Here is a 16825-nt window from a genome sequence, read left to right on the forward strand (position 1 = left end):
CTGATTTTTACAGCCGATACCTCTACCGAAAATTTGAGAAACATTTTTCAGATAATTCCAATCAAAAAAGAGGACATCCTATCAGATGTCCTCTTTTCTACAAGCCTTTTATTGTTTTTTCAATTCAATTGCTAAATAGTGTGATTGCTCTTTCGCTTGAATGTGAGTATCTTCTTCTACAGATTCTGCTGCATCACGCATAACAAACGTTTCACCATTTATTACACTGCTTCCTTCAATTTGAACAAGATACAATTGACGGCCTTCTCGCACAGGAAAATGAATTTCTTTTCCGGCATCTAACGATAAAGAATATAAATTTGCATCTTGGTGAATTTGAATTGGTGCCTCTCCTTCTACTGGAGATACCATATGGAACCATTCGTTTTCACGCTCGCTCCAATCAAATTTAAACTCACCATAGTTTGGTTTATGATCCGCACGATCTGGTAAAATCCAAATTTGTAATAAACGTAGTGTTTCATTTCCTAAATTATGCTCGCTATGAAATACACCTGTGCCAGCACTCATATATTGAACATGTCCTCGCTCAATTGTTCCGCGGTTCCCCATGCTATCCTCATGTGTTAAAGCACCATCTACAACGTACGAAATGATTTCCATATCACGATGCGGATGCATATCAAAACCAGTTTGTGCCGCTACTAGATCATCATTAATAACACGTAACGCTCCGAAGTTCATGTTATTTGGATTATAGTAATTGGCAAAAGAAAAATGAAAATGTGTATTTAACCAACCATGATTTGCTCTGCCCATATTTTTATGATCAACTTTTCTAAACATATCCTTCACCTCATACTATATCGAATTCGAGATTTATTTTAAAATTTTTTCTCACTGTAATTTTTTTAGTAATTGTAATAATTGATGTTGTTCTTCTACATTTAATTTTTGAAACTGCTCCGCTTGGAATGTTTCTTGAGGCGGGACGATTTCTTCATATAAAACTTTTCCCTTTTCTGTTAACGAAATATATTTTGTAGTACCTTCTTGTTCACGACGAATCCACTCTAGCTGCTCCATTTTATTTAAAAGCTGCGTGATATTTCCCTTCGTAACAAATAGCTTATTTCCAAGCTCTTGCTGCGTTAGACGATTATGCCCTCCAACTTGAGCTAGTACATCAAACTGAGCGGCAGATACATTCCATTCTTTCAAATGCTGATTCGTCTCACGAATACTCTTATTATAAAAGCGTGATAAACGAAACCATAATAGTAATCCGAGTCTATCTTCTGTTTTCATTTCATCACCTCGCTCGTTTCATATCATTAGTTTAGAACTAAACTTTATAAAAGTCAAATACTTATTTTTAATAAGTATAAAGAAAGCACAGCGCTATTTCTCCACTATGCTTTACATTAACTTTCTATTCTTATATTCATCCAATTTCCTCTCCGCGAACTTCCTCGCATCTTTTTCAATCCATCTATCTTCGTACACTTCACTTCCAACATACAATACTTCTCTCTTATGCTGCATCGCATGACGAAACTCATGCAGTAGTGTTTTGAGCACCTGCTCATACTCTTCCCACATACAAACAAAAATTAATTGTCTTTCTTTATGATAAAAACCACCTACTGGGAATAGGAATTCTTCTTCCTCTTCCCCTAATGATAGAAGCACATCGTTTGCATCACACGTATCACAAAAAATAACGGGCGTTTTACATGCTTCAATAAGAGAGAACAAATCCTCTCTCAGCTTTTTGACATCCCAATGAAGCTCCGAATCCAACACATACCAATTCTCTACCTGTTGATATACATTTTGAAACTGGAGTTCCATTTCTCTTTATTCCCCTTTCCAAGCACCCTTTTTCTATATGTATGCCACAATATGGTAAATATTAAACGTATTCTTTCATCCTTGAAAAAATGCCAATAAAAAAAGAACCTATGTCGACATAGATTCCTTTTCCGTAATCACTTTTTTTTCATCACTTTTTTTAATACAAAATAACCAATTGCACAAACAATAGCAGCAAGTGCAAAGTATTTCACATATGGCCCCGCAACTTTATTAATGCTTTCCCACTCTGTTCCTAATTTAAACCCTAAATATACAAACACAATTGACCACGGAATAACAGCTAATGTAGTTAGCGTAATAAACTTAGCATGTGACATTTTCGCAATACCCGCCGGTATCGAAATAGCATGACGCACAACCGGAATAAAACGTGCGGTAAAGATAACGCCAGTTCCGTAACGATTAAACCAATCTTCAGCATAATCAATATGTTTCTTCTGAATTAAAATATATTTTCCATATCGCTCAAGAACAGGTCTTCCTCCGTATCGACCGATCCAATAAATGAATAGTTGTGCAATTACACCACCAATTGTACCAAACGCGACAGCGCCCCAAAATGTAATGCTTCCTGTTGATACTAAATAACCTGCATAAGACAATACGATTTCACTTGGAATAACCTCTAGCATTAATCCAAGCATAATTCCCCAATAACCAAGTCCTTCTAAAAAAACTAAAACCGAATGAATCAACTCTCCTAACATCATTTACCTCTCTTTACTGTTTTCATTACAAAAATAAAAGTACAAGCAGGAAATATCTTGTACTTTATTTTTTAAAATTTAGTTAGTCTTCGTATCCCACTTAAAGATTTTATTTAAGAATTTATATACATTCTTCGACTCCTTTGTCAGAAGTGGGCCTAAAATGGATAGTATAAGCACGTATAGTGCTGAGAAGGGTTTCAGTACTGACATTAAACCACCGGCGATACCGATATTAGCCATAATGATGGAGAACTCTCCTCGTGAAACGATTGTTAATCCGATATTTGTTGATGCTTTATGAGATAACCCTGCTTGTCTTCCTGCAATCATTCCTGCTACAAAGTTGCCGATTATTGTAAGAAGGACAGCACCTAACGTTAACCATATCGCTCCTCCTAATGAGAACGGATCAATACTTAACCCGAAGCTGAAGAAGAAAATAGCTCCGAAAAAGTCTCTAAATGGAACAACAAGATGTTCAATTCGATCACTATGCTCTGTCTCAGAGAAAACTAATCCTAGAAGAAGTGCCCCAATCGCTTCTGCAACGTGAATTGTTTCTGAAAAACCAGCAATGAAGAATAACGAAGCAAATACTACAATAATAAAGATTTCATCTGAGCTAATATTGAGCAATTTATTTAATAACGGCGTAGCCTTTCTAGCTACTATAAAGAATAGAAGCATATATCCTAAAGCAATTCCAATTGAAGTAAGGGCGCCTAAGAAGGAAGCGTGATCCCCTAGTACTAAACCAGAAACAACTGATAAATATACAGCAAGGAATATATCTTCAAACATAATAATTCCTAAAATTAATTCGGTTTCATTATTACCAGTTCTTCTTAAGTCCACTAACACTTTAGCAACGATAGCGCTAGAAGAAATCGTAATAATACCCGCAATAATTAAGATTTCTAGTAATGGGAATCCCATTATAAATCCGTATAACAAACCAAGTGAAAAGTTAATTAAAATATAAATCGTTCCGCCAATCGCAATAGAGCGTCCAGATTTAATTAGTTTTTTCATTGAAAATTCTAATCCTAGATAGAATAGAAGGAATAGAACCCCAATCCGTCCAAGGAAGGAAATTACACTTGCACTTTCAATAAATTTGAGATCGATAACACCTATTGTCGGTGCATGCGGTCCTACTAACATTCCGAGAACAATTAGAAAAGGAATTACTGAGAATTTAAATTTTCCAGCAATTACCGCTGCAATTGCCACTAAAACTAAAGCTGTACCAACTTCAAAAATTAACGTATCCATCTAGTCAGTCCCCCCTATTTGAAAGTAATTCATTAATGATTTTTTTAATTTCTTCTCTCTCACCTGAAACTACAAGCATATCTCCTTCTTCAATTACTGTTTCTGGCCCTGGATTAAATAGCTTCTTCATGTTCTTCTTCATAACTGCGATTATCGTTACGCTATATGTTTTTCTTATTTCAAGATCGCCAATTGTTTTTCCGATTGCTGGAGCTGTATTCTCCACTTTGAACCACTCAATCGCTAAACCTTCAAAAACCATCTCAACATTTTCTAACGCCCTAGGCTTATATACCATTCCACCTAATATTGCTGCGATTTGCCTTGCCTCTGAGTCACGTAGTGAAATACTTGAGATGCTTTCTTCATGGTCTGAATCAAAATGATACATTTCTCTACGCCCATCATCATGAATGACAATTACCATCTTTTCGTTACCTTTCGTAACGATTTGAAACTTATAACCAATACCCGGAAGTTCACTTTCTCTAATATTCATTTTTAGCTCCTCCATAACTTATTTATTTTAATTTTCTGTTTTTCTGTCTTTTATTCATCCAATCAACTTTAGAAATTCTAACCACTCAGGATATTTGTGATTTGGAAATCTTTTATTGTAATAATAAGTTGCCCCTAAAAAGATACTTAAAGATGTAATGATAAAAAACATATTACTTCTCATTTTCAAACTCTCAAGGCTTACTTTCAATAAAGAATCTTCTTTCAAATTATCCCCACTTTCTCGCTTTAAATTTAGTTTTTTAAAATGTAAATAATTCTAAAAATATTACGATGTAACATAATCATAACACAAAATTGATTTAAGTAACATAATTTTTTAGAAAAATTGATTCTCGTATATTTTTTGCATATAATTTTCTTATTACGAAAAAAAGGAAGTGTATTATATGGTTGATATCTTTAGCAGATTCCTTGAGGTAACGAATAATATTTTATGGTCATATATTCTTATTGCAATGCTAATCGGCTTCGGTCTTTACTTCTCTTTTAAATTAAAATTTGTCCAAATTACTCATTTCAGTGAGATGGTCAGCTTAATTAGTAAAGGGTTTAATCGAAAAGAAAAAAAGAAAGATAGCATCTCTCCATTCCAAGCATTTTGCTTAAGTGCAGCAGCACGTATCGGTATCGGGAACTTAGCCGGTGTAGCACTAGCAATTTCAATGGGTGGACCTGGCGCAATATTTTGGATGTGGTTTATCGCAATTATCGGAGCAGCTACTAGTTTCGTAGAATGTACGCTCGCTCAAATTTATAAAGTAAAAGATGGTAGCAGGTTCCGTGGTGGGCCGGCATATTACATGGAAAAAGGATTAAACAAACGCTGGATGGGTGTTTGGTTCTCACTTCTTATTACAGTTGCGTACGGATTAATTTTCAATTCAGTACAAGCGAATACAGTAACAATAGCGTTTGAAAATGCTTTTGGACTAGAGCGAACAATCGTAGGAGCTCTATTAGCCTTATTAGTTGCAGTCATTATTTTTGGTGGTATTAAGAGCATTTCACGTATTACAGAAATGATTGTTCCGCCAATGGCAATCGTTTATATCGGCGTGGCTATTTTTGTCGTTATTAACAACTTCAATATGTTACCAAGCATTTTCATGGAAATCTTTAACGGTGCATTCGGTTTAGACCAAGCCATCGCTGGTGGTATTGGAGCAGCAATCAAGTTCGGAATTCAGCGCGGTTTATTCGCGACAGAAGCAGGTATGGGTAGCTCTCCTAACGCAGCAGCAACATCAGATGTATCTCACCCTGTAAAACAAGGACTTGTTCAAGCATTAGGTGTTTTCGTAGATACATTCTTAGTATGTACATCAACAGCATTTATCGTATTATGTTCTGGACTTTACAAAGGATCAAATTTAGAAGGTATCGAATTAACACAAAACGCTTTAAGTTCACAAATCGGACCGTGGGCAAGCACTTTCTTAGCGATTATTATTTTCCTATTCGCTTTCAGTTCTCTACTAGGAAACTACTATTATGGTGAAACAAATATTGCATTCATTAAAGAAAGCAAAACATGGTTAATGATTTATCGTGTTGCAGTTGTCGGAATGGTATTCTTCGGATCAATCGCTGCTCTTAAAACAGTTTGGAGTTTAGCTGATTTATTCATGGGACTAATGGTATTCACAAACTTAATTGCCATCTCATTCCTTAGCAAATTTGCTTACGCTGCATTAGTAGACTATTTGAAGCAAAAGAAACAAGGAAAAGATCCAGTTTTCGTTGCAAGCTCTATCCCTGGTTTACAGAATACAGAGTGCTGGGATGGACAGGATGTAGAAGAAAAACAGAAGGTTGTGTAATAAATTAAAAGCAGAAGCGGCTCGTCCAGAATCGCAGGACACTTCAAGCTCTCGACCTTGAAGCGCTTTTTGCTTCGAGTGAGAGAGCGAAATGACCGGAGATTCTAGCCGCTGGAGCTGGATATCGCCTAAAAGCGGAAGTAGCTTGCTCAGAATGTGAGGGGGGATGGAGCTCCTGACGAAGAGGCGTTCTTTGCCTCACAGGAAGGCGCGAAATGACCGACTGTTCTAGTCACCGGAGCTGGATATTATATAAAAGCAGAAGCGGCTCATTTAGAACAAGAGCTATATATCAAACAAAATCCCTATTACCTCACCGTAATAGGGATTTTTATTTACAACAGTTCATAATTTGTTCAAATTAATTTCAGCAAAAGGGTTGTTTTATATCAATTACTAGATTATAATAATTATAAATTAGTAATTGATATAACATAACAACTCAAAAGGAGATTGATCATAATGAACAAACAAGTAATCGAGGTATTAAACAAACAAGTAGCAGACTGGAGCGTTTTATTCACAAAACTTCACAACTTCCATTGGTATGTAAAAGGGCCTCAATTCTTCACATTACACGAGAAATTCGAAGAACTTTACACAGAATCAGCTACTCACATCGATGAAATTGCAGAACGCATTTTAGCAATTGGCGGCAAACCAGTAGCAACAATGAAAGAATACTTAGAACTATCTTCTATTCAAGAAGCAGCATACGGAGAAACTGCAGAAGGGATGGTCGAAGCAATTATGAAAGACTACGAAATGATGCTAGTCGAACTGAAAAAAGGCATGGAAATCGCTCAAGATTCTGACGACGAAATGACATCTGACCTACTACTAGGCATCTACACAGAACTAGAAAAACACGCTTGGATGCTACGCGCGTTCTTGAATCAATAATAGACTTTAAAGCGGAAGCGGCTCGCTCAGAGTCGCAGGACATTGGAGCTCTCGACCTTGAAGCGCTTTTTGCTTCGAGCGAGAGAGCGAAATGACCGGAGATTCTAGCCGCTGGAGCTGGATATCATTAAAAGCGGAAGCGGCTCGCTCAGAGTCGCAGGACATTGGAGCTCTCGACCTTGAAGCGCTTTTTGCTTCGAGCGAGAGAGCGAAATGACCGGAGATTCTAGCCGCTGGAGCTGGATATCATTAAAAGCAGAAGCGGCTCGCTCAGAGTCGCTTTTTTCTGTAATGGTTGCACTTAACGGTACACGAAATTATATCAACGATTTTTCAAATATATCGATCATTACCCTTAATATATCAACGATTTTTTCATTATATCGATCATTACCCTCAATATATCAACGATTCGACAAGGGATATCAATTTACCGACAAATCACGACAGTATTAACACACAACTCGCCCCCACTTTTATCACTATATTACAATCCTTTTTATGTTAAAATATAGGAAACACCCTTTAGTATCATAGATCCAAAAGGCTTTTCCAAATTCATCATTTACTACTTAAATGACGGGAGTGGTTCAGTTGAAAGACTACTTAATTAGAGCGTTTTTTGCGTTAATAACAGTTGGGATTCTCTTACTTATAGCTAATATTTTCAATATACGTGTCGAGGTTAAGGACTATGCTTTCCTCGTTGTCGTAGCAATTGGTGGCGGCTGGGGTGGCTGGTACCTGTATAAAAAACAAAGCAATCAAAATGATAAAGGCATTCCAAAGTAATATGGAATGCCTCTTTTATTGCCTTCTGTAATAAATAATGAAATTCAGACCACTAATACAACCAATCGCAATAAACATACAAAACGATTGTGGATCTCCACCTAGATTATACTCATCAACGATAAATCCGGACATAAACAACGTTATCGCGGAAACACCGATACACAATACCGAGATAAACCAAAGCGAAAATTCATTAATCAACTCTTTCTTCTGTCTCAAAACAATTAGCATAACAAGAATAGATGCTGCTAAAATACTTTTAAAAACCGGACGTAAATATACGAACTCCTCCATCTATTTCTCCTTTCCCCAAAACATTACATCTAAACATTAACATATTTAACCAAATTAAAAACACATGCCATCTTAAATTAAAACGACATGTGTTTCCGTATTTGCTATGATAGTTGCTTCCACTTCGTTCCCAAAACAGGACGCTCATAATTTTGGATTGCATGAATTAGTTTATCTGCCGTCTCAGCTGAAACGATCAATTCTTTATTTGATGGATTCATAAATCCTTCTTCAGCTGAACGTGCAACCATTTGTAAAATTGGTCCGTAAAAGCCTTTTATGTTCAATAAACCAACCGGCTTATTATGTATACCAATTTGTGACCAACATACAACTTCAAATAGCTCTTCAAACGTTCCGTATCCGCCTGGTAATGCAATAAAAGCATCCGCAAGCTCTGCCATTTTCGCTTTACGTTCATGCATCGTCTCTACTTCAATTAATTCTGTTAGCCCTGTATGAACAATTTCTCCTCGGAATAGACCGCGTGGCATAACACCTGTTACACGTCCGCCTAAGCGAAGAACTTCGTTTGCCACTTCTCCCATTAATCCAACGCAAGAACCACCGTATACAAGCTCATAATCGTTCTCAACAAACATTTTTCCTAACGCTATTGCCTGCTCTTTAAATTCTGGTCTCTCCCCTAAATTAGAACCTGCAAACACACAAATCTTTCTCATTCCTACACCCCGAAACTATATATTGTTATGATACAATGAATATTGTACAACATATTGAAGGGATGAGGAAGAAATGGATATCGTCGCATTTCAAAGATGGGTGGAGGAATTTTACGAAAAACGAAGCTGGTCACAGTATAATTCCTTTATTCGCTTAAATTTCTTAACAGAGGAAGTTGGAGAAGTTTCACGCGTTGTTCGTGCAATCGAAATTGGCCGCGATCGCCCTGATGAAGATGCGAAAACAGAAGAAGAGCTAAAACAAGAACTAAAAGAAGAACTTGGCGATGTACTATCTAACCTTATTATTCTTTCGCAAAAATATGATTTAGACTTACAAGACATTATGGACGCACACGTCACAAAGCTTTCGAAAAGGTTCGAAGTATCTAAATGAGAATATTATCAATTATGGTATAATATTCTTGTCACAATACTAAGGGGGATTTTATGTTATCAAAAAAATTGCACGACGCATTAAATGAACAAATGAACTTTGAATTTTACTCTGCCCATGCTTATATGGCAATGGCTGCTTACTGTACAGCTGAGAGCTATGATGGATTCGCTAACTTTTTCCTTGTACAAGCTGAAGAAGAACGTTTCCACGCAATGAAGCTTTACAACTATATTAATGACCGCGGAGAGCGCGCTATTATTACTGGATTTGATAATCCAAATAACGAATACGAATCTGTATTAAACGCTTTTGAAGTCGCACTTGAGCACGAGCGTGAAGTAACGAAACGTATTTACAACTTATCTGATATCGCTTGGGATGAGCGTGAACATGCAACAATTACATTCTTAAAATGGTTCGTTGACGAACAAGTAGAAGAAGAAGCTTCATTTGATAGCATCATCCAAAAACTAAAACGTATTACAAGTGATTCAAACGCACTATTTATGCTAGATGCTGAATTAGAGAAACGTACATTTACACCTCCAGCTGAGTAATATTTCAATCACCTTAATACATGTATTAAGGTGATTTTTTATTTGCTCTCTATCTTAAAATCACCTTAAATTTCCTCATATTTGACATAGCGCCAGCTATAAAATGGTATTATTTTCAATATAAAAACAATATACGAGGAGAGAAAAAATGAATCAACGTGTAGAAGCTGTCGATGCAATTCGTGGTTTCGCTTTGTTTGGCATTTTACTAGTCAATATGACATTAATTCAATTTGGGTTCTTCACCAGTGAAAAACCCACTTATCTATTCGGCAATCTTGATAAAGGCGCTAATTGGTTTATTCAATTTTTCGGCACACACAATTTTATATCCCTATTTTCTTTTCTATTTGGGCTTAGCATTATTTTGTTACAAAAAAGTATTATCGCAAAAGGAAAAAAATTCTTCCCTACATACATAAGACGTATTATCATTCTTTTACTACTTGGCTACATTCACGGCACTTTTGTTTGGGAGGGAGATATTTTATTTGCATACGGAGTTATCGGGATTTTCTTAATGATGTTCATCAATCGAAAACCGAAAACTTTGCTCATTTGGGCGATTATTCTACTCGCACTTATTACACTTATGTCCTATCAAACTGATCCATCTACAAATATAAATGATTTCGCACCTTATACTGAAAAAGAACATAAAGTCCATCAAACCGGAGGCTATATGGATCACGTCAACTTTAGATTGACTGAAAATCCTTTTGATTACATGGGAATTGACGGTGCATTCGGATTATTTTTCATATCAGTTTTCGCAATAATTTTTATGTCTCCACTGTTCCTACTCGGAATGTATGTAGGGAAAAAAGGCTGGCTATTTGAGGTCAATAAACATATACCTGCTGTCAAAAAAATATGGTTTGCCACCGGTCTCTTCTCTTTTACAATTAAAATCTTAGCTATGTTCGTAAAGCATCCGATTTTAATTATGTTACAAGATGGCCTTACACCAGTAACTATGACCTTCTTTTACGGAAGTACGATTATTTTATTATTCCATTACAAAAAAGCATCTCGTCTACTAACATACATGGCGAACATGGGAAAAATGTCCGTTAGTAATTACTTAGCACAATCTATTATTGCAACAACTATTTTTTACGCATATGGATTTGGCCTATACGGTAAAATCGGTTATTTCTTCGGTATTCTTTTAACCATCGGAATTTATACGATTCAATTATTCGTTAGCACCTATTGGCTCCAGAAATACCGGATGGGTCCAGTGGAATATGTGTGGAGACTGGGAACTTATTTAGAGAAACCACGTTTTAAAAGAGATTTGGATAAAGCAAGTTAAACAAAAAAGCAATGAGCTTACGCTCATTGCTTTTCTTAATTTATTAAAGCATAACCCCAACGATAATCGCTGATAATATACTTACTAACGTTGCACCGTATACAAGTTTTAAACCGAATGATGATACAACGTTTGCTTGTTTGCCATCGATACTCTTCGTTGCACCTGCGATAATTCCGATAGATGAGAAGTTCGCAAATGATACAAGGAATACAGAAAGAATACCAACTGTACGAGCCGATAAATCACCAGCTACTTTTCCAAGATCAAGCATCGCAACAAACTCGTTTGATACTAATTTTGTTGCCATAATTTGTCCCGCTGTTACCATTTCTGCTTGCGGGATGCCCATTACGAATGCTAATGGTGAGAAAATATATCCTAAAATAGCTTGGAATGTAATACCGAACATTGAATCAAACAAGCTATTGATTGCTGTAATTAATGCTACGAAACCAAGTAACATTGCCGCTACTGTGATCGCGATTGTGAAACCAAGCATAATATATTCGCTTAGCATTTCAAAGAATGATTGTTTCTTCTTATTTTCTAATTTCAGTGTATCTTCTTCTTCTGTAATATCGTACGGGTTAATAATATGAATGATAATGAAACCACTAAATAAATTTAATACAAGTGCTGTTACTACATATTTTGGTTCAATCATTTTCATATAAGAACCAACAATTGACATCGATACTGTCGACATAGAAGATGCACATAATGTATATAAACGATGTTTTGGGATTTTACTTAATTGATCTTTTACTGTAATAAATACTTCTGCTTGTCCAACAATGGCAGCTGCTACTGCGTTATATGATTCTAGTTTTCCTAGACCATTTACTTTACTTAACAACGTACCAATAGCACGAATAAATATTGGTAAAATTTTAAAGTGTTGCAGAATTCCGATTAAAACCGCAAAGAATACGATTGGTAATAGCGCTGTTAAGAAGAATGAAACCTCTCCTTTATTAACAAGACCACCAAATACGAAAACGATTCCAGCTTCCGCATATCCAAGAAGTGCGCCAAATCCATCTGAAATTCCTTTTACTAAAATATAACCAACTTGCGTATTTAATAAGAAATAAGATAATACTAGCTGAATAATAAGCATAATTGCGATTGGTTTATACTTAATCTTCTTTCGATCGGCACTTATAAGAAAACCGAGTACAAATACAACGAGTAATCCTACAAGGAACATAACAAACTTCATTAATAAAATCCTCCATTTAACTCTTCATTAACGTTGAACGTCTGACCATTCGAAACAAGAAATAATCCGAACTTTCCATTTCTCCTCCAAAACCTTCAATCGGATAGGAAAGATCATAAAACCTCTTATTTCAAAGGCATTTTCCATTCTAACATAAATCATAATTCATATCCGCATTTTTCTTAAAAAAAATACGTTTTATTATGAAACATTCATGAATGTTCGTCTTTTTCATTATAAAGCGAAACTTTAATGAACGGGAGTTTCACTTCACACAAATAGCTGAACCAACAAAAAATGAGCATCAAGTTTCACTTGATGCTCACCTCATTATACTGCTTTTTCTTTATCAGCTACCTCTGGCTTATCCCAACACTCTGTATTGTTCAAACCTGGAATAGACTCCGCATAAAAGACTGGATCTTTCCCTTGTTTCTTTTGCTTAATATAATCTGATAACGCTGCGAAAGCGTACTTAGAAAGGAATACAATTGCTACTAAGTTAATAACAGCCATAATTCCCATAAATAAATCTGCTAAATCCCAAACGATTTGAATTGTCGCCACGGACCCTAGCATAACCATACCAAGTACAGCAATGCGGTATGCATTTAATAGCACTTTACTTCCATTTAAGAACTCAATATTCGTTTCACCATAGTAGTAGTTACCTACTAATGAACTGAATGCAAACAAGAAGATTGCAACTGCTACAAATATAGAAGCCCATGGACCGATATGTTGACTTAACGCCTGCTGCGTTAATTGAATTCCATTTAAATCAGCTGCATTATGCACATCTGATAAAAGAATAATAAATGCTGTACAACTACAAATTAATAATGTATCTGTAAATACCCCTAAAGTTTGAATGAAACCTTGTTTAACTGGGTGCGTTACGTTTGCAGTCGCTGCTGCGTTCGGCGCACTACCCATACCTGCTTCATTTGAGAATAATCCACGTTTTACCCCTAATAAAATCGCAGCTCCTAATCCTCCACCTACTACTTCTTTAATTCCGAAAGCATGTAAGAAAATTTCTTTAAATACATATGGAATTGCCGTAATGTTTGTTACAACAACGAATAATGCCACTGCTACATAAATAATTGCCATTACTGGAACAATCATTTCAACCGCGCGAGCAATTCGTTTTACTCCGCCGAAAATAATAACTGCAAGTAAACCAGCCATAACAAGACCTACTAATCTACTATCTGTTTTGAACGCCCCATCAAAGGCAGCCGCTACAGTATTAGACTGTACAGCGTTAAAAATCAATCCGAAACTTACTGTTATTAGAACAGAGAACACAACACCTAACCAGCGTTTCTTTAAACCCTTTTCCATATAATACGCTGGGCCCCCACGGAATGCATTCCCATCTTTTACTTTATAAATTTGCGCTAATGTGCTCTCTACAAATGCAGAAGCACCCCCAATTACCGCGATTAACCACATCCAAAATACTGCTCCTGGACCACCTGCTGAGATTGCAATAGCTACACCAGCTAAGTTACCAGTACCTACACGAGAAGCTGTACTCATACAAAACGCTTGAAATGATGATACGCCGCTCTTCTCTTTTTGCGCTTTTCTCGTTTTCGAGCTTGCTCCATCCCCAAGCAAACGAATCATTTCACCGAAGTAACGAACTTGGACAAATTTCACACGAAATGAAAAATAGAGCCCTAACCCAATTAACATCGCAATAATGACATATGACCAAAGGATATTATTTACATCCCCAATTACCCTAGCTAAAAAATCCATATTTGCATTGCCCCCTCTTCCTAACAATAAGAAAATTATATTCTAAAAACTTTAAGTAATCAAGAACTTTATGTAAGGTTTTATAACATGAATATGTTAATAAAATTAACATACGTGTTTTTTTTACATAAAAATATAGCCATTACATACATTTATCCAATACTCAATCACTTATCCTCTTCGACCAGTCATACTTTTAATACAGCACGTTCCCCACAAATAACGAGAGAGAAATAAACAAAAAAATTATATTAATAATTACCTCTCACCCTTTTCATCATTTCCTACAACAAAAAAGGCGAGCATCGAATTCACCTCGATGCTCGCCTTTTCATTTACACTGCTTTTTCTTTATCTGTTACCGCTGACTTATCCCAACACTCTGTATTCGTTAAACCAGGAATAGAATCTGCACTGAAGACTGGATCTTTTCCTTGTTTCTTTTGCCTTACATAGTCTGCCAATGCAGCATACGCAAATCGGCCGAGAAGTGTAATCGCAATTAAGTTCGTGATTACCATTAGCCCCATAAATAAGTCCGCCATATTCCATACAACTTGAAGCGTCGCAACAGAACCGAATAATACCATTCCAACTACCGCAATACGATAAATTGTTAACCACGTTTTGCTTTGCTTAATGAATTCAATATTTGTTTCACCATAATAGTAGTTTCCTAGAAGTGAACTAAATGCAAATAAGAAAATAATAATCGCTAAGAAACTGCTCGCCCATGGGCCAATTTGTGAACTTAATGCATTTTGTGTTAATTCAATACCTTCTAAATTCGTTGCTTTATATGCACCAGAACATAGTACGATAAATGCTGTTGATGTACATACTAAGAATGTATCTACTAATACTCCAATCGTTTGAATAAAACCTTGTTTCGCTGGATGCGTTACATCAGCTGTTGCTGCCGCATTCGGCGCACTACCCATACCTGCTTCGTTCGCAAATAATCCGCGCTGAATACCATATTTCATCGCAGCACCGATACCGCCACCTACAGCTGAATCTAAACCAAATGCACCTTTAAAGATTTCCGTAAACACATCTGGTATTAAATAGAAGTTTTTAATGACAACAAAAATAGCTACGGCAATATAAATAAGCGCCATTGGCGGAACAATCATTTCCGACATACGTGCAATACTTTTTACACCACCAAAAATAATAACCGCAACTAATGCAGCTAATACAATACCAACAATATAACGCTCTAAGCCAAATGCATTTTCAAATGCTAATGTTACTGTATTTGCTTGTACTGAGTTGAAAATTAAACCGTAACTAATTGTAATCAGAATAGAGAACCAAATCCCCATCCAACGTTTATTTAAACCTTTTTCCATATAATAAGCAGGACCACCACGGAAGCCACTGCCATCTTTTATTTTATAAATTTGCGCAAGCGTACTTTCTACGAAACTTGAAGAAGCACCGATAATCGCAATAACCCACATCCAAAATACAGCTCCAGGCCCTCCCATAGAAATAGCTAACGCTACACCAGCTAAGTTCCCGATACCAATACGAGCTGCAGAACTCATACAAAATGCTTGGAACGATGATACACTGCCCTTTTTACGTGTCTTGCCAGTTAGTCCATCACTCATTAAACGAATCATTTCTCCTAAATGAGTAAGCTGTACGAATTTCAATTTAATAGAAAAATAAAGCCCTAAACCAATTAACATTGCAATAAGAATATATGACCAAAGAATCGTATTCGTTGATGAAACGAATTGTTCCAAAATATTCATACAATTAACCCCTCCTTTTCTCCATAAAACGAATTATATTTAAAAAACATTCAAAAATCAACATTTTTCGACAATTTGCAATTTCCAAATATTAGCCAAGCGCGAAGTAACAATATCTTTATGACTCTCCTCCCTCTAACTGTGCATACTAAAACAAAAAATAAATCTACAAACTACCCCATTGACAAAAACACCTACCTGTAACTATAATGATTACAACAGGTTGTAACAAACCTAATTACAATACATTCATTCACTTTCAGATATACAATTTAACAAAACACTTTGGAGGGATTTATTATGAAAATCGGAATTATCGGAGCAACTGGTAAAGCAGGAAGTCGTATTTTAAAAGAAGCATTAGATCGTGGACATGAAGTAACTGCAATCGTAAGAAACGCTGCAAAAATTACAGAAGAAAACGTAAAAGTTTTAGAAAAAGACGTATTTTCTCTTACATCTAACGACCTACAAGCATTCGACGTAGTTGTAAATGCATTTGGCGCTCCAGCAGGGCAAGAACACCTTCACGTAGATGCAGGAAACGTACTTATTGAAGCTGTGAAAGGTGCACCAAATACAAAATTACTTGTAGTTGGCGGAGCAGGAAGCTTATTTGTAGACGAAGAAAAAACAACACGTGTATTTGATACACCAGGTTTCCCAGGCGAATACCTTGCAACAGCTCAAAACCAAGGTAAAAACTTAGAAATCTTGCAACAAACAAATGATATCACTTGGACATTCATCAGCCCTTCTGCACTATTCGCATTAGGAAAACGCACTGGTTCTTACAAAGCTGGCAAAGACAATCTTCTTGTTAACTCAAAAGGTGATAGCTACGTAAGTTACGAGGACTTCGCAGTTGCAGCACTTGATGAAATCGAAAATCCAAAACATGTAAACGAACGCTTCACAGTTGTTTCTGAAGCTGAATAATAAAAA

General features: G+C 36.2%; 18 protein-coding genes. 7 read left to right on the forward strand and 11 right to left on the reverse strand.

Features of this window, described 5'->3' with window-relative positions; translation table 11 throughout:
* Nucleotides 1-108: 108 nt before the first annotated feature.
* The 6 genes from BCG9842_RS25100 to BCG9842_RS25125 all read right to left on the reverse strand — a co-directional run bounded on the left by BCG9842_RS25100 (nt 109) and on the right by BCG9842_RS25125 (nt 4323).
* Nucleotides 109-807, reverse strand: coding sequence for a pirin family protein (locus BCG9842_RS25100; protein WP_000488932.1), 699 nt, complete (start codon nt 805-807; stop codon nt 109-111).
* A gap of 51 nt (nt 808-858) precedes the next feature.
* On the reverse strand, nt 859-1269 hold the full coding sequence (locus tag BCG9842_RS25105; protein WP_000845462.1) for a MarR family winged helix-turn-helix transcriptional regulator: 411 nt from the start codon (nt 1267-1269) through the stop codon (nt 859-861).
* 111 nt (nt 1270-1380) lie between these two features.
* Nucleotides 1381-1815: a DUF3920 family protein gene (locus tag BCG9842_RS25110; RefSeq protein WP_000422792.1), complete on the reverse strand. Its 435-nt coding sequence runs from the start codon at nt 1813-1815 to the stop codon at nt 1381-1383.
* Nucleotides 1816-1952: 137 nt separating this feature from the next.
* The gene (locus tag BCG9842_RS25115; protein ID WP_000900216.1) at nt 1953-2546 is read right to left on the reverse strand and encodes a DedA family protein; all 594 of its coding nucleotides are present in this window, start codon (nt 2544-2546) and stop codon (nt 1953-1955) included.
* Nucleotides 2547-2624: 78 nt separating this feature from the next.
* A complete protein-coding gene (locus BCG9842_RS25120) occupies nt 2625-3824 on the reverse strand; it encodes a cation:proton antiporter (RefSeq protein WP_000380223.1) in 1200 nt (399 codons plus the stop codon).
* Nucleotides 3825-3828: 4 nt separating this feature from the next.
* Nucleotides 3829-4323, reverse strand: a complete 495-nt coding sequence (locus BCG9842_RS25125; RefSeq protein WP_001026075.1) for a cation:proton antiporter regulatory subunit — start codon at nt 4321-4323, stop codon at nt 3829-3831.
* A 409-nt stretch (nt 4324-4732) separates the two neighbouring features.
* Here BCG9842_RS25125 and BCG9842_RS25130 point away from each other — a divergent pair, with 409 nt between their 5' ends.
* The 3 genes from BCG9842_RS25130 to BCG9842_RS25140 all read left to right on the forward strand — a co-directional run bounded on the left by BCG9842_RS25130 (nt 4733) and on the right by BCG9842_RS25140 (nt 7861).
* Nucleotides 4733-6166 (forward strand): alanine/glycine:cation symporter family protein, encoded by a 1434-nt coding sequence (locus BCG9842_RS25130; protein WP_000227588.1) that lies wholly within the window; start codon nt 4733-4735, stop codon nt 6164-6166.
* A gap of 462 nt (nt 6167-6628) precedes the next feature.
* A complete protein-coding gene (locus tag BCG9842_RS25135; RefSeq protein WP_001041895.1) occupies nt 6629-7069 on the forward strand; it encodes a Dps family protein in 441 nt (146 codons plus the stop codon).
* 594 nt (nt 7070-7663) lie between these two features.
* On the forward strand, nt 7664-7861 hold the full coding sequence (locus tag BCG9842_RS25140) for a hypothetical protein (protein WP_000656312.1): 198 nt from the start codon (nt 7664-7666) through the stop codon (nt 7859-7861).
* 15 nt (nt 7862-7876) lie between these two features.
* On the opposite strand, the gene BCG9842_RS25145 is transcribed toward BCG9842_RS25140, so the two are convergent.
* Nucleotides 7877-8158: a hypothetical protein gene (locus tag BCG9842_RS25145; protein WP_000390910.1), complete on the reverse strand. Its 282-nt coding sequence runs from the start codon at nt 8156-8158 to the stop codon at nt 7877-7879.
* Between the two features lie 104 nt (nt 8159-8262).
* Nucleotides 8263-8826 carry a TIGR00730 family Rossman fold protein gene (locus tag BCG9842_RS25150; protein ID WP_025989104.1) on the reverse strand — a complete coding sequence of 188 codons (564 nt, stop codon included), beginning with the start codon at nt 8824-8826 and terminating at the stop codon, nt 8263-8265.
* Nucleotides 8827-8914: 88 nt separating this feature from the next.
* Here BCG9842_RS25150 and BCG9842_RS25155 point away from each other — a divergent pair, with 88 nt between their 5' ends.
* The 3 genes from BCG9842_RS25155 to BCG9842_RS25165 all read left to right on the forward strand — a co-directional run bounded on the left by BCG9842_RS25155 (nt 8915) and on the right by BCG9842_RS25165 (nt 11116).
* Nucleotides 8915-9238, forward strand: a complete 324-nt coding sequence (locus tag BCG9842_RS25155; RefSeq protein WP_000355761.1) for a MazG nucleotide pyrophosphohydrolase domain-containing protein — start codon at nt 8915-8917, stop codon at nt 9236-9238.
* 53 nt (nt 9239-9291) lie between these two features.
* The gene (locus tag BCG9842_RS25160) at nt 9292-9798 is read left to right on the forward strand and encodes a ferritin (RefSeq protein ID WP_000949403.1); all 507 of its coding nucleotides are present in this window, start codon (nt 9292-9294) and stop codon (nt 9796-9798) included.
* Nucleotides 9799-9946: 148 nt separating this feature from the next.
* Complete coding sequence (locus tag BCG9842_RS25165; RefSeq protein WP_001076363.1) at nt 9947-11116, forward strand: DUF418 domain-containing protein; 1170 nt, start codon at nt 9947-9949, stop codon at nt 11114-11116.
* 43 nt (nt 11117-11159) lie between these two features.
* Here the strand turns inward: BCG9842_RS25165 and BCG9842_RS25170 are convergent, their stop codons facing one another.
* The 3 genes from BCG9842_RS25170 to BCG9842_RS25180 all read right to left on the reverse strand — a co-directional run bounded on the left by BCG9842_RS25170 (nt 11160) and on the right by BCG9842_RS25180 (nt 15880).
* On the reverse strand, nt 11160-12341 hold the full coding sequence (locus tag BCG9842_RS25170) for a NupC/NupG family nucleoside CNT transporter (RefSeq protein WP_000673846.1): 1182 nt from the start codon (nt 12339-12341) through the stop codon (nt 11160-11162).
* Between the two features lie 330 nt (nt 12342-12671).
* The gene (locus BCG9842_RS25175; protein ID WP_000346410.1) at nt 12672-14114 is read right to left on the reverse strand and encodes an alanine/glycine:cation symporter family protein; all 1443 of its coding nucleotides are present in this window, start codon (nt 14112-14114) and stop codon (nt 12672-12674) included.
* A gap of 335 nt (nt 14115-14449) precedes the next feature.
* Entirely contained in the window at nt 14450-15880 is a 1431-nt protein-coding gene (locus tag BCG9842_RS25180) for an alanine/glycine:cation symporter family protein (RefSeq protein ID WP_001022952.1), read from the reverse strand.
* Nucleotides 15881-16180: 300 nt separating this feature from the next.
* On the opposite strand from BCG9842_RS25180, the gene BCG9842_RS25185 reads away from it, so the two are divergent.
* Nucleotides 16181-16819 (forward strand): NAD(P)-dependent oxidoreductase, encoded by a 639-nt coding sequence (locus BCG9842_RS25185; RefSeq protein ID WP_000689910.1) that lies wholly within the window; start codon nt 16181-16183, stop codon nt 16817-16819.
* Nucleotides 16820-16825: the final 6 nt, after the last annotated feature.

It is taken from the genome of Bacillus cereus G9842, assembly GCF_000021305.1.
Lineage (GTDB): Bacteria > Bacillota > Bacilli > Bacillales > Bacillaceae_G > Bacillus_A > Bacillus_A thuringiensis_S.

What these genes read in the sequence shown, in the direction of transcription:
- BCG9842_RS25100 (WP_000488932.1), bottom strand. Translation starts at nt 807, where the DNA reads ATGTTTAGAAAAGTTGATCATAAAAATATGGGCAGAGCAAATCATGGT.
- BCG9842_RS25105 (WP_000845462.1), bottom strand. Translation starts at nt 1,269, where the DNA reads ATGAAAACAGAAGATAGACTCGGATTACTATTATGGTTTCGTTTATCA.
- BCG9842_RS25110 (WP_000422792.1), bottom strand. Translation starts at nt 1,815, where the DNA reads ATGGAACTCCAGTTTCAAAATGTATATCAACAGGTAGAGAATTGGTAT.
- BCG9842_RS25115 (WP_000900216.1), bottom strand. Translation starts at nt 2,546, where the DNA reads ATGTTAGGAGAGTTGATTCATTCGGTTTTAGTTTTTTTAGAAGGACTT.
- BCG9842_RS25120 (WP_000380223.1), bottom strand. Translation starts at nt 3,824, where the DNA reads ATGGATACGTTAATTTTTGAAGTTGGTACAGCTTTAGTTTTAGTGGCA.
- BCG9842_RS25125 (WP_001026075.1), bottom strand. Translation starts at nt 4,323, where the DNA reads ATGAATATTAGAGAAAGTGAACTTCCGGGTATTGGTTATAAGTTTCAA.
- BCG9842_RS25130 (WP_000227588.1), top strand. Translation starts at nt 4,733, where the DNA reads ATGGTTGATATCTTTAGCAGATTCCTTGAGGTAACGAATAATATTTTA.
- BCG9842_RS25135 (WP_001041895.1), top strand. Translation starts at nt 6,629, where the DNA reads ATGAACAAACAAGTAATCGAGGTATTAAACAAACAAGTAGCAGACTGG.
- BCG9842_RS25145 (WP_000390910.1), bottom strand. Translation starts at nt 8,158, where the DNA reads ATGGAGGAGTTCGTATATTTACGTCCGGTTTTTAAAAGTATTTTAGCA.
- BCG9842_RS25155 (WP_000355761.1), top strand. Translation starts at nt 8,915, where the DNA reads ATGGATATCGTCGCATTTCAAAGATGGGTGGAGGAATTTTACGAAAAA.
- BCG9842_RS25160 (WP_000949403.1), top strand. Translation starts at nt 9,292, where the DNA reads ATGTTATCAAAAAAATTGCACGACGCATTAAATGAACAAATGAACTTT.
- BCG9842_RS25165 (WP_001076363.1), top strand. Translation starts at nt 9,947, where the DNA reads ATGAATCAACGTGTAGAAGCTGTCGATGCAATTCGTGGTTTCGCTTTG.
- BCG9842_RS25170 (WP_000673846.1), bottom strand. Translation starts at nt 12,341, where the DNA reads ATGAAGTTTGTTATGTTCCTTGTAGGATTACTCGTTGTATTTGTACTC.
- BCG9842_RS25175 (WP_000346410.1), bottom strand. Translation starts at nt 14,114, where the DNA reads ATGGATTTTTTAGCTAGGGTAATTGGGGATGTAAATAATATCCTTTGG.
- BCG9842_RS25180 (WP_001022952.1), bottom strand. Translation starts at nt 15,880, where the DNA reads ATGAATATTTTGGAACAATTCGTTTCATCAACGAATACGATTCTTTGG.
- BCG9842_RS25185 (WP_000689910.1), top strand. Translation starts at nt 16,181, where the DNA reads ATGAAAATCGGAATTATCGGAGCAACTGGTAAAGCAGGAAGTCGTATT.